Here is a 12,671-nt window from a genome sequence, read left to right on the forward strand (position 1 = left end):
AATGACGGCGTGGAAACATCGTTCATCTCACATGGCTGGCTTCGCGCAACACCATGACAAGGGCGCATGCAACAACCACACGACCATCAGCAAGGTTGAGCTCGCACGACACCGCGACCTCAAGTCCGCGCCGCACAAAATCGCAGAGCAGCAACACACATCTCTGCTGGCGCAATGGCATGGGACTTGCTCAAATCGCACATCAATTCGTCGCTTGCGGAGACCATGAATGCTTGAAGGAGCCGAAGTCCGGCTGGCCGTCGATATCGGCGGCACGTTCACCGATATCGTTCTCGACATCGGCTGTCAGCGCAGGACGCGCAAGCTGCTGACCACGCCGACGCAGCCGGAGCAGGCCGTGCTGGACGGCACCCGCCTGATTCTCGCCGATGCGAAGGCCCGCATCTCCGATATCGACGTCTTCATCCACGGCACGACGCTCGCGACCAACGCCATCATCGAGCGCCGCGGCGCCAAGACGGCGCTGATCGCCACGTCCGGCTTCCGCGATGTTCTGGATATTGGAACTGAGAGCCGCTACGACCAGTATGATCTCTCGATCGACAAGCCGAAGCCGCTGGTCCCGCGCAACCTTCGCTTCACCGTGCCGGAGCGCGTCGATGCTCATGGCGACGTCAGACTGCCGCTCGATGAAGCGGCCGTGCGTTCGCTGGTGCCGCTGCTGCGCGCGCAGAATGTCGCCAGCGTCGCCATCGCCTTCCTGCACGCCTATGCCAATCCGACCCATGAGCGTCGCGCGGCGGAGATCCTGAACGAAGAGATGCCGGACGTCTCGATCACGGTCTCCTCGGCGGTTTGTCCCGAAATCCGGGAATATGAGCGCACCTCGACCGCGGTCGCCAACGCCTATGTGCAGCCTCTGATGGACAGCTATCTCGCCCGCATGGAGCAGGCACTCCAGGTCGAGCAGTTCCGCGGCGCGATCTATCTCGTCACCTCGGGTGGTGGCGTGACGTCGATCGCAACGGCGCGCCGGTTTCCGGTGCGCCTCGTCGAGTCCGGCCCGGCCGGCGGCGCGATCTTCGCCGGCCAGATCGCCGCACGGCTCGGCGAGCGCAAGGTGCTGTCGTTCGACATGGGCGGCACCACCGCCAAGATCTGTCTCATCGAAGACTTCGAGCCGGAGAGCTCGCGCGTGTTCGAGGTCGACCGCGCCGCGCGCTTCCTGAAAGGCTCCGGCCTGCCGGTGCGCATTCCCGTCATCGAGATGGTCGAGATCGGCGCCGGCGGCGGCTCGATCGCGCGCATCGATGCGATGAAGCGCGTCACCGTCGGTCCCGAGAGCGCCTCGTCCGAGCCGGGCCCGGCGTGCTATGGCCGCGGCGGCCAGCATCCGGCGGTGACGGATTCCGATGTCGCGCTCGGCATGATCGATCCCGACGCATTCGCCGGCGGCACCATCAAGCTCGATCCTGAGCTGTCGAAACAGGCCCTGCTGCGCGACGTCGGCGCACCGCTTGGCCTGGATGCTGAGACCGCCGCCTATGCGGTCCATGAAGTCGTCTGCGAGAACATGGCAAGCGCCGCGCGCGTCCACGCCGTCGAGCGCGGCGCGGTGATCGGCCAGCACACGCTGATCGCGTTCGGCGGTGCCGCGCCGCTGCACGCCGCCCGCGTCGCCGAGAAGATCGGCGTCGCCAAGGTGATCGTGCCGTCCAATGCCGGTGTCGGCTCGGCTGTCGGCTTCCTCGCAGCTCCCATCGCCTATGAGCTGGTGCGCAGCCGCCATGCCCGACTCGATGATTTCGACACGGCGCTGATCTCCAGCCTGCTGCAGGAGATGGCGGACGAGGCCCGCGCGCTGGTCGAGCCAGGTGCGGCCCTTGCACCGGTGCGCGAGCGACGCGCGGCCTTCATGCGCTATGTCGGTCAGGGCCATGAGATCAGCGTCGAGCTGCCGAACCGCGCGCTCACCGCCGACGACCTGCCCGCACTGCGGACCACTTTCGAAGCCGGTTACGCCGCGCTGTTCGAGCGCCCGATTCCGGGCGCCGCGATCGAGGTATTGAGCTGGTCGGTGCTCGCGACGACCGACGCGCGCCAACCTGCCGCCGTCGCCGCGGTGACGCGCAAGCCTGCCGGCCAGGCTGCCGGGCACCGCAAGTTCTTCGACGGACGCGCCGGCCGCTTCGTCGAGATTCCGCTATATCGCCGCGAGCAGATGGCGCCGGGCGCCGTCATCGCGGGCCCCGCCGTGATCGCCGAGGACGAGACCTCGACCTTCGTCTCCAACAGTTTCGACGCGCATATCGACGGTGCCGGCAGCATCGTCATGGAACGGAAGGCGGCCTAGCGATGAGTGCATCACAAACCAGCCTGATCGACCTGCAGATCATGTGGCACCGGCTGATCGCCGTGGTCGAGGAGCAGGCCCAGGTGCTGCTGCGCACCGCCTTCAGCCCGATCGTGCGCGAATGCGGCGATCTCTCCGCCGGCGTGTTCGACCTGAAGGGCCGCATGCTGGCGCAGGCCGTCACCGGCACGCCGGGCCACGTCAACTCGATGGCCGAGTCGGTCAAGCACTTCATCGCGCAGTTTCCGATTGAAACGATGAAGCCGGGCGACGCCTACATCACCAACGATCCCTGGATGGGCACCGGCCATCTCAACGACTTCGTCGTCACCACGCCCTGCTTCAAGGACGGCGAGCCGGTCGCGCTGTTCTCCTGCACCAGCCATCTGATGGACATCGGCGGCATCGGCTTCGGCCCCGATGGCACCGACGTATTCATGGAGGGGCTGTACATCCCGATGCTGAAGTTGATCGACCAGGGCGTCGTCAACGAGACGCTGATGGCGATGATCCGGGCCAACACGCGGCTGCCGGTCGACACCGAGGGTGACACCTACTCGCTTGCGGCCTGCAACGATGTCGGCTGCCAGCGCCTGGTCGAGATGATGACCGAGTTCGGCATCGCCTCGCTCGATGAGCTCGGCGACTACGTCTGCGACCGCTCGCGCGAAGCCGTGCTGGCCGAGATCGCCAAGCTGCCCAAGGGTACCTGGCGCAACGAGATGGTGGTCGACGGCTACGATGCGCCGGTGACGCTCAAGGCCGCGCTGACGATCAGCGACAATGGCGTCCACGTCGATTTCGACGGCACCTCGCCGGCCTCGAAGTTCGGCATCAACGTGCCGCTGTCCTACACCACCGCCTACACCGTGTTCGGGCTCGGCTGCGTGGTCGCCTCCGCGATCCCCAACAATGCCGGCTCGCTGTCGCCGCTGACGGTCTCCGCGCCCTCGGGCGCGATCCTCAATGCGCCGAAGCCGGCGCCGGTCGCCTCGCGCCACGTCATCGGCCAGATGCTGCCCGACGTCGTGTTCGGCTGCCTGCGCCAGATCATCCCGGAGCGCGTGCCGGCCGAAGGCACGTCCTGCCTGTGGAATCTCAACGTCCGCGGCCAGACCCGCTCGGGCGCCGGCGGCAATTACGGGTTCTCGATGGCGGTGACCTCGAACGGCGGCACTGGCGCCCGCTTCGACAAGGACGGACTGTCGGCGACCGCCTACCCTAGCGGCGTGCGCGGCACGCCGGTCGAGATCGCCGAGACGCAGACGCCGCTGATCTTCTGGCGCAAGGAACTGCGGCCGGACTCCGGCGGCCCCGGCCGCACCCGCGGCGGCCTCGGCCAGATCATCGAGGTCGGCAGCGGCGTCGACGCGCCGTTCGACATCCTCGCCGCCTTCGACCGCATCGACCACCCGCCGCGCGGCCGCGACGGCGGCCACAATGGCGAAGCCGGCTATGTCGGGCTCAAGTCAGGAAAGAAGCTGCGTGGCAAAGGCTTTCAGACGGTCCCGCCGGACGACCGGCTGGTGGTGCTGACCCCCGGCGGCGCCGGCATCGGCGATCCCCGCGAACGCGCGACGGAGCTGGTGCGGAGCGACGTCGAGGCGGGGCTGGTGTCAGCGGACAACGCGGCAAAGGTCTACGGACAGGCGCGGTGATGGACGATCGTATGAGAGGGCTGCTCAGTCGGCGCCCAGCATGGGACACCCCTCTCGCGTCACGCGCGGTGCACCCTCTCCCCTTGTGGGAGAGGGTGGCGACGAGCGCCAGCTCGGCGCCGGGTGAGGGGTTCTCTCGGCACATGCAAACGCGGCTGGAGACCCCTCACCCGGCTTCGCTGCGCGAAGCCACCCTCTCCCACAAGGGGAGAGGGTGCAGCGTCTTCGCTGAAACATCACCGATCATAGCAAACCCACACCACCGGAGAGACCGATGATCACACGACGCACATTCACAGCGGGTGCAGCCACCCTGCTCGCAGCCAGCCAAATCTCAACGAGGGCCCGCGCCGCTACGACGAACTGGGACATGTCCACCGTCTGGCCGGAAGGCAATTTCCACACCCAGAATGCGATGGCCTTCGCCGAAGAGGTCAAGAAGCAGACCAATGGCGCGGTCAACATCACCGTGAAGGCCGGCGGTCAGCTCGGTTTCAAGGGGCCGGAGCATCTGCGCGCGGTGCGCGATGGGCTGGTGCCGCTGGCGGACGTGCTCAACATCCAGCAGGTCGGCGACGAGCCGTTCATGGGCGTGGAAAGCATTCCGTTCCTCGCCGGCTCCGTCGACGAGGTCAAGGCGCTGCACAAATATGTCCGGCCCGAATACGACAAGATCGCCGCGCGCAACAACCAGAAGATCCTCTACATCGTGCCGTGGCCGACGCAGTACCTGCATCTCAAGGTCAAGACGACGGATGTCGCCGGGCTGAAGAACATCAAGATCCGCGTGCCCGACAAGAACGCCGTCGACATGCTCAACGCCATCGGCATGGCCGCCGTGATGATCCCCTGGGGCGAGACCATCCCGGCGCTCGCCTCGGGCGCGGTCGCCGGCGTCTCGACCTCCTCGGTGTCGGGCGTCGACGGCAAGTTCTGGGAGTTCCTGAAATACGTCTACCCGACCAACCATGTGTGGTCGTCGCAGATGCTCAACGTGAACCTGGATTCCTGGAAGGCGCTGACGCCGGAGCAGCAGAAGATCGTCAGCGACATCGCCGCCAGGATGGAGCCGACATTCTGGGCCAACTCGGTCAAGGCCGATGTCGACAGCCTCAACCGACTGAAGGAGGGCGGCATGGAGGTGGTGCCGGTCTCGGACGCGATGATGACGGAGATCCGCGCCAAGACCGCGCCGCAGATGGAGGCCTTCCTCAAGCGCGTGCCGGCCGCGGAAGCGCCGGTGAAGGCCTATCTCGCCGAGATGAAGCGTGGCTGAGGCGATCGGGGAGCCGTCGCCGGGCCAACAGGCGAGCCTCAACGCAGCGGCGCCCGCGCCGCTGCGCATCCTGCTCGATGTCATCGACCGGCTCGGCCGACTCGACGGCTGGATCGGCGGCGGCTGCCTGCTGATGCTGACGGCGCTGATGCTGGCCGAGGTGACGACGCGGGCGCTGTCGAACGTGCTGCCCTTCTTCCCGCCGACGATCTCGATCGCGTGGGAATACTCGTCCTATCTGATGGCGGCCTCGTTCACCTTCGGTGCCGCCATGACGCTGCGGGTCGGCGGCCATATCCGGGTGGTGCTGCTGCTCAAGAACGTGCCGGCACCGCTGCAGCGCGCGATGGAGGTGCTGGCCGCGGCCGCCGGATTCGCCTTCATGGCGTTCCTGACTTCGGCAATGACGAAGTTTGCATTGAGCTCGTTCATGCGCGGCCAGGTTTCGACTTCGAGCGACACGCCGTTGTGGTTTCCGCAGGCCGTCGTCACCTTCGGCATGCTGCTGCTCACGCTGCAATTCCTGGCGCGGGCGATTCAGGCTGCGTTGGGCTTGCCGCTGGAGGACCACCGCATGAAGGCGTCGCCGGTCGAATGAGGGGGCGTAGACGACTCGAGACGCGCATGTGCCTGCTTCAGGCAGCTGCCAACAACGATAACGGCCATAGGTGCGCCGACAGGCGAGCCTGCGGACGTGATGCTCATCGGGACGCCTGCTCTCCCCCCGCGTCGTTCCGGGGCGCGCGGAGCTTGAGGCCGACGAATGTCGGCCTCAAGTCGGAGCGCGAGCCCGGAACCCATAGCCACAGGCTGCCGTATGGGGCACGCGTGTGGTTGGCATTTCGCTCCACCACATTGGCCTGTGAGTATGGATTCCGGGCTCACTCGCGCTGCTTCAAAATGGCTTCGCCATTTTGCGCGCGAATGCCCCGGAATGACCGAGCAAGCGGAAGCAGACTACCGAGCACCGGCTACGCACACCGCGCAAGGCGCACACGCCGCCCGACGGCAAACGACATATCCAACGCATCATTCCGCTTCCCGCTCCCGCCCGCCTCTCTCACCGCGGACTCCCTCACCCCATGACCATCGAAGTCATCAGCCTGTTCGTCATCCTGTTCGCGCTGCTGGCCGGGGGCTTGTGGATCGGGCTCACGCTCGCCCTCACCGCAACCCTGCTGCTGGCGATGTTCCGGTCGATCCCGCTCGACAAGCTGCTTCCGCAATATGCCTGGAACATCCTGACGACGCAGGAGCTATTGGCGCTGCCGCTGTTCATCCTGATGGGCGAGCTGTTGTTCCGCACCCGCCTGTCGCGCTCGCTGTTCCAGGGGCTCGCGCCCTGGGCCGGCCTGCTGCCGGGCCGCCTGCTCCACGTCAATGTCATCGGCTGCACCATCTTCGCCGCGATCTCCGGCTCGTCCGCCGCGACTACGCAGGTGATCGGCCGCATGTCGCTCAACGAGCTGCTGCGCCGCGGCTATTCGCGCGACATCGCGATCGGCTCGCTCGCGGGCGCCGGCACGCTCGGCTTCCTGATCCCGCCCTCGAACATCATGATCATCTACGGCGTGCTCGGCGACGTCTCGATCCTGAAGCTATTCACCGCCGGCGTGCTGCCCGGTCTTTTGCTGGCCGGCGCCTTCATGGGCTGGGTGATGCTGCACACCACGCTGAGGCCTTCGATGGTGCCGAAGGCGGAGGCACAACTGTCGCAGGTGCCGTGGGCGGAGCGCTTCGCCGCGCTGAAGGACCTGGCTCCTGCCCTTTTCCTGATCGCCTGCGTGCTCGGCTCGATGTATGGCGGCCTCGCGACGCCTTCGGAAGCCGCAGCTGTCGGCGTGCTCGGCGCGGCGATGGTCGCCTATTTCCAGGGTGCGATGTCGCAGCAGGTGGTGCGCGACGTGATGATCGGCTCGGTCATCACCTGCTCGATGATCGCTCTGATCGTGCTCGGCGCCTCGATGCTCGGCAATGCCGCGGCGTTCCTCGGCATTCCCCAGATGGTCGCAAGCTTCGTGAAGGGCCTCGGCCTGTCGCCGTTCATGCTGATATCAGCGCTGATCGCGTTCTACCTGATCCTCGGCTGCTTCCTGGACGGCTTCTCGATGATCGTGATGACGCTTCCGATCGTTCTGCCGATCGTGAAGGGGGCCGGCTTCGATGAGGTCTGGTTCGGAGTGTTCCTCGTGCTCGCGGTCGAGATGGCCCAGATCACGCCTCCGGTTGGCTTCAACCTGTTCGTGATCCAGGGCCTGACCGAGGACGGCCTCGGCTATATCGCCCGCGTGACCGCCCCTTACCTCAGCATCATGGTCGCCTTCGTGCTGCTGCTCACCCTGTTCCCGGGCATCGTGACCATTCTGCCAAGGCTGCTCTACGGGTGAGCCATGTGACGCCGACACCCTCTCCCCACGCCGTCATTCCGGGGCATACGCGCGCAAACCGGCGAAGCCGTTCTGACGCAGCGCGGATGGGCTCATGGCGGATCACGATGGAGACGGCGTCGTTCTTCGAACCGGCTACCAGTCGTGGTGGTGGATTCCGGTCCGCGCGTCGCGCGCCCCGGAATGACGAGAGAGTTCGGGCGCGGATTGCCTTCAGCACCAACCAGGCCGCCCGTCAGGCTGCCTGCATATTGTCGAGGAACTTCTGGACCTCCGCCTTCAGCCGCAGGCTCTCGCTGGACAGCGCCTGGGCCGAGACGAACATCCGGTTGGAGCTATCGCCGGTCTCGCCCGCCCCGCGCGCCGCGCTGCGGATGTTGTTGACGACCTCGGCGGTGCCGCTCGCGGCCGAGCGAACGCTCTGGGTGATGTTCTGGGTGGCGGCACGCTGCTGCTCGACCGCAGCCGAGATCGACGCCGCGATGCCGTTGATGCGCTCGATCGTCGAGCCGATCGCCTTGATGGCCTCGACCGATTCCTGCGTCACCGTCTGCATGTTGGCGATCTGGCTGGAGATCTCCTCGGTGGCCTTGGCGGTCTGGCCGGCCAGTGTCTTGACCTCCTGGGCCACCACCGCGAAGCCGCGGCCGGCATCGCCGGCGCGAGCGGCCTCGATGGTCGCATTGAGCGCCAGCAGGTTGGTCTGCTCGGCGATCGAGGTGATCAGCTTGACGACGTCGCCGATGCGGTTGCCGGCGTCGGAGAGCTCCTTGATGCGCTGGTCGGTCGCGGTCGCCTGGTTGACCGCCTCGGCCGCGATGGCGTTCGACTCCTGCACCCGGCGAATGATCTCGCCGATGGAGCCGGACAACTCGTCGGACGCCGCAGCCGCAGTGCGGACATGCTCGGACGCGCTTTCTGAAGCACCAGCCGACTGCCCCGACAGGTCGGCTGTGGTGCGCGCCGCCTGCGTGAGCTGGCGCGCCTCGCGCTCGAACTCGCTCGACGAGGTCAGCACGTTCTCGATGATGCCGCCGATGCTGGCCTGGAACGAATCGACGAAGCGCTGCAACTCGGCCTTGCGCTGCTCGACCGCGGCCGAAGCCGCGGCCGCCTGCTCCTCGCGCATCCGGCGTCGCTCCCCGGCGGCGCTGCGGAACACGACCAGACTGCGCGCGATCTCGCCGATCTCGTCGCCGCGGTCGTCCGACTTGATCTCGGCAGTCTCGCGGCCTTCGGCGATGGCGGTCAGCGCCTCGGTCACCGAGGCCAAGGGCTTGGTGACGCGCCGGACGGCCAGCATGGTCAGCCCCAGCACCAGCAGCGCTGCGATGGCAGCGGCGATGCTCATGGTCTGCATGGCCTGCGACAGCATCGCATCGAGCTCGGCCATCGGCACGCCGACATAGAGAATGCCGATCACCTTGCCTGCGGGATTGGTGACGGGGAAATAGGCGGTCATGAACGGCTTGCCGAACAGCGTTGCGGGCCCCTTATAGGCCTCGCCACGTCGCAGCAGCGCCTGCGCGGGGTGGTCGGCGGCGAGCTGGGTGCCGACGGCGCGGTCGCCGTTCTCCTTCTTCACGTTGGTCGAGCGCCGCACGAACTGGCCGCTGTCGTCGACCACGAACAACGTGGCGCTGCCGCCGACATAGGAGACTGCGCGGTCGACGATCGCGTGGTCCTTGACCTCGGGGATCGCCGGGATCTCAATGCGTGTCACCGCTCCGTTCTGCACGCCGACCTTGGCGTCCTTGAACGTCTCGGCAAAGGTCAGCGCGAAGGTGCGCAGATTGCCCTCGATGTCGCGCTTGGCGCGCTCGTTGAAATCCGAGGTGAGCGACCAGTAAGCCGCTCCGACGACGAGCGCCGTATTGAGCGCGATGACGACGACGGCGCCGATCAGCGCCTTGGTACCCAGCTTCAACTTGAACGACACGTCTTCACCTTCCTAGCACTGCAACCAATTCTCAAACTGCCCGTAGTTGGTTTCAAAGCAGTTATTTTCCGGAGCGTAGAATACCGGAAGTCTCTTCAAAAACGGCAATCAGATACCCGAGCATGTCATCCAACCCTATCATCGTATGGTTTCGCGAGAGCCTGCGCCTTTCCGACCACCCCGCGTTGTATACTGCAGCGATGTCCGGCAGCCGCGTGACGTGTAGTTTCGTCTACGATCAGGAGAGCCCCGGGATCCGTCTGCTCGGCGGAGCGACACAATGGTGGCTGGCGCAATCGCTGCGTGCACTTCGGGCAGAGCTCGAGGCGCTCGGCGCCGATCTGGTGATCCGCCGCGGGCCTGCGGCCAAGGTGCTCGGCGAGCTGGCGCGCGAGATCAAGGCCGGCGCGGTGTACTGGAACGACGTCGCCCAGGCCGGTCCGCGCGCCGTGGCCGCGGATGTCGAGGCCGCGCTTGGCGACATCGGCGTCGCGTCACGTGTGTTTGCCGACGACCTGCTGGTCGATCCCGCCGAGCTGCGCGGCAAGGATGGACGCGGCCCGCGCGTGTTCACGCCGTTCTGGAAGCGTGTGCTCGCCTTGGGCGACCCGCCGAAGCCACTGCCCACTCCCGCCAGGCTCGCCTGCGTGACGGGCGCACCGAGCCTCGCCATCGAGGCCCTGGGGCTGGAGCCGACGAAACCCGACTGGGCGGGCGGCCTCCGCACGACGTGGCAGGCCGGCGAGCGCGCAGCGCAGCAGCGACTGACGCGTTTTCTCGAATTCGCGGTGCACGGCTACGCCGGCGACCGCGATCGTCCCGACATCGAGGCCACGTCGCGGCTATCGCCGCATCTACGGTTCGGCGAGATCAGCCCGCGCCAGATCTGGCACACGGCGCGCTTTGCCGCCGAGGAGCGCCCCGCCTGCGCACGCGGCATCGACAAGTTCCTGAGCGAGCTCGGCTGGCGCGAGTTCAGCCGCCACCTGCTCTACAACAATCCCGACCTCGCCACCCGCAACCTGCAGCCGTCCTTCGACGCCTTCCCCTGGACGAAGGACGACGCCGCACTCGCTGCGTGGCTGCGCGGCCAGACCGGCTATCCGATCGTCGACGCCGGGATGCGTGAGCTGTGGCACACCGGGAGCATGCACAACCGCGTCCGCATGGTCGCGGCCTCGCTGCTCGTGAAGCACCTCCTGATCGACTGGCGGGCGGGCGAGCAATGGTTCTGGGACACGCTGGTCGACGCCGACCCCGGCAGCAACCCCGCCAGCTGGCAGTGGGTGGCCGGCTCGGGCGCGGATGCCGCGCCCTATTTCCGTGTCTTCAATCCCGTGCTGCAGGGCGAGAAATTCGATGCGAACGGGGCCTATGTGCGGCGCTGGGTTCCTGAGCTGGCGCGCCTCCCCGCCGGGCTGATCCACCAGCCCTGGGCGGCGAAGCCGCTCGAGCTCGCCGAAGCCGGCGTCGCGCTTGGCCGCTCCTACCCGTCGCCGATCGTGGAGCACAAGCACGGGCGCGCGCGCGCGCTGGCGGCCTACGCGAGCTTGCGCACAAGTGATTAGTTGCGCTCGCTTTGACAGCTGAGAGAATCCAGCTATCGTCGTAGGGTTTCCAACAGATCGGGGGACCGATATGGACGACACCACACTGACCGACCCGACCATCGCCGCACCGGGCACGCCGCCCGAGGCTGCGACGGATCCCGTGACCGCCGCCGCGCCGAAGGCGAAGCGGGCTTCCAAGAAGTCGGCCAAGAAAACCGCGAAGAAGGCCGCTCCCAAGCGGGCTGCTGCCAAGGCCAAGAAGGTTGCGACCAAGAAGTCGGCCAAGAAGACCGTGAAGAAGGCCGCCAAGAAGACTGCGAAGAAGACGGCCAAGAAGGCCACCAAGAAAGCGGCCAAGAAGACGAAGAAGGCCAAGCGCTGAAGCTGACTGGTTCGGGATTGTACGGCAGAGGCAGTCGCCCATGCTGATGGTCCCGGCGAAACAATCCAGTGCCCGGTAGTGGGGACGATCTGGCGCTGGATTGTTTCGGATGTCTTGCCGGCCTCAGCTCTTCGCTGCAGTGCGCGAGGCGGCGAGCGGGCAGCTGCGCTTCACCAGGAATCGGGACAGGGATCGACGATCTTCCAGAGATCGACGCCGTTCTTGATCCGCTTCATCTCGGTGGTGAGCCCGCCATTGCGGCGGATCCAGTCCTTCACCGTGTCGGGATAATAGGACATCAGCTCGGATGTCCCCTCGAAGCTGGTGACCTTGATGCCGAAGGTGAAGGCCTTGTCGTAATAGGCCTGATGGAAGCCGAGGCTCGCCTTGGGCGTGACGCAGATCTTGTTGAGCGGGACGAAGCCGAACACGAGCGTACAGGCGGAATTGCAGATGCCGTCGATGATCACGCGCTGCCGCGTGTCCCGGATATGCTTGTACCTCGCCTTGTACTCCTCAATGTAGCCGCCATGATCCCGCGTGATGTGCAGATCCGCGCGGGCCGGGGTCGCGGCGACCAGGGAAAGCACGACGCATGGGATCAGGCGGTTCATCGATCGGACGGGAACCCGGTCTCATCTGGGCGGAGGCGCGGCAAGGTCCTGCGGCCCGGTGCGCAACGCATGGGCGGGACCTTGTCACGGATTCGTTAAGCATGCGGAAAAGGCCAAAATTTTGACCGAACCGCCGCATTGGCGCACCCTTTCCGGCACTTCGCAGTTAAATTGTCAGCGATTGGCCCATCTTGGCGTCGTTCTCGGAGAAAAACATGAGCAAGCTCGTAGCATCAGCCGCCGCCCTGATCGTGGCCGCGGCCCTTGTCCCGGCGGCATCGGACGCACGCAGCCATCATCGGCATCATCGCCACCATCATGGGCTGCCCTACGCGATCAGCTTCCTGCACAATTATGGTCCGGGGCTCCTGCCCGGCACTTTCGCGTTCTATGACGGCCCTTCGACCAACCACTGCTACCAGAGTTCGGCGGCCTATATCGGCCAGGACCGGCGCCGGCATCCCTGCTTTTGAGACCCCGTTCGCCTTCACGAGGCTCGCCAGCCAGGGCGAACTGACGATCCGCCGGCGGAGGCTGGCCTTGGCAGCCCA

Annotated in this window: 10 protein-coding genes; 8 read left to right on the plus strand and 2 right to left on the minus strand. The window is 66.3% G+C overall.

The features are described 5' to 3' along the window. Positions 1-229: 229 nt before the first annotated feature. From HL666_RS19845 to HL666_RS19865, 5 genes are all read left to right on the plus strand, one after another. Positions 230-2,314 carry a hydantoinase/oxoprolinase family protein gene (locus tag HL666_RS19845; protein WP_172108435.1) on the plus strand — a complete coding sequence of 695 codons (2,085 nt, stop codon included), beginning with the start codon at positions 230-232 and terminating at the stop codon, positions 2,312-2,314. Positions 2,315-2,316: 2 nt separating this feature from the next. Next, positions 2,317-3,972 carry a hydantoinase B/oxoprolinase family protein gene (locus HL666_RS19850; RefSeq protein WP_172183113.1) on the plus strand — a complete coding sequence of 552 codons (1,656 nt, stop codon included), beginning with the start codon at positions 2,317-2,319 and terminating at the stop codon, positions 3,970-3,972. A 274-nt stretch (positions 3,973-4,246) separates the two neighbouring features. Then, positions 4,247-5,248, plus strand: coding sequence for a TRAP transporter substrate-binding protein (locus HL666_RS19855; RefSeq protein ID WP_172108431.1), 1,002 nt, complete (start codon positions 4,247-4,249; stop codon positions 5,246-5,248). Beyond that, entirely contained in the window at positions 5,241-5,846 is a 606-nt protein-coding gene (locus tag HL666_RS19860; protein ID WP_311976007.1) for a TRAP transporter small permease subunit, read from the plus strand. The genes HL666_RS19855 and HL666_RS19860 overlap by 8 nt, the downstream gene beginning before the upstream one ends. Positions 5,847-6,330: 484 nt before the next feature. Beyond that, a complete protein-coding gene (locus HL666_RS19865; RefSeq protein ID WP_172108429.1) occupies positions 6,331-7,635 on the plus strand; it encodes a TRAP transporter large permease in 1,305 nt (434 codons plus the stop codon). A gap of 235 nt (positions 7,636-7,870) precedes the next feature. Here the strand turns inward: HL666_RS19865 and HL666_RS19870 are convergent, their stop codons facing one another. Then, on the minus strand, positions 7,871-9,574 hold the full coding sequence (locus HL666_RS19870) for a methyl-accepting chemotaxis protein (protein ID WP_172108427.1): 1,704 nt from the start codon (positions 9,572-9,574) through the stop codon (positions 7,871-7,873). A gap of 122 nt (positions 9,575-9,696) precedes the next feature. Between HL666_RS19870 and HL666_RS19875 the strand changes: the two genes are divergently transcribed. Continuing rightward, positions 9,697-11,142 carry a cryptochrome/photolyase family protein gene (locus HL666_RS19875; RefSeq protein ID WP_172183115.1) on the plus strand — a complete coding sequence of 482 codons (1,446 nt, stop codon included), beginning with the start codon at positions 9,697-9,699 and terminating at the stop codon, positions 11,140-11,142. Positions 11,143-11,212: 70 nt separating this feature from the next. Continuing rightward, complete coding sequence (locus HL666_RS19880; RefSeq protein ID WP_172108423.1) at positions 11,213-11,506, plus strand: histone; 294 nt, start codon at positions 11,213-11,215, stop codon at positions 11,504-11,506. Between the two features lie 170 nt (positions 11,507-11,676). On the opposite strand, the gene HL666_RS19885 is transcribed toward HL666_RS19880, so the two are convergent. Next, on the minus strand, positions 11,677-12,120 hold the full coding sequence (locus HL666_RS19885; protein ID WP_172108421.1) for a hypothetical protein: 444 nt from the start codon (positions 12,118-12,120) through the stop codon (positions 11,677-11,679). Positions 12,121-12,335: 215 nt separating this feature from the next. On the opposite strand from HL666_RS19885, the gene HL666_RS19890 reads away from it, so the two are divergent. Further along, positions 12,336-12,593 carry a hypothetical protein gene (locus tag HL666_RS19890; RefSeq protein ID WP_172108419.1) on the plus strand — a complete coding sequence of 86 codons (258 nt, stop codon included), beginning with the start codon at positions 12,336-12,338 and terminating at the stop codon, positions 12,591-12,593. Positions 12,594-12,671 lie beyond the last annotated feature (78 nt).

Source organism: Bradyrhizobium aeschynomenes (assembly GCF_013178945.1).
Taxonomy (GTDB): Bacteria; Pseudomonadota; Alphaproteobacteria; order Rhizobiales; family Xanthobacteraceae; genus Bradyrhizobium; species Bradyrhizobium aeschynomenes.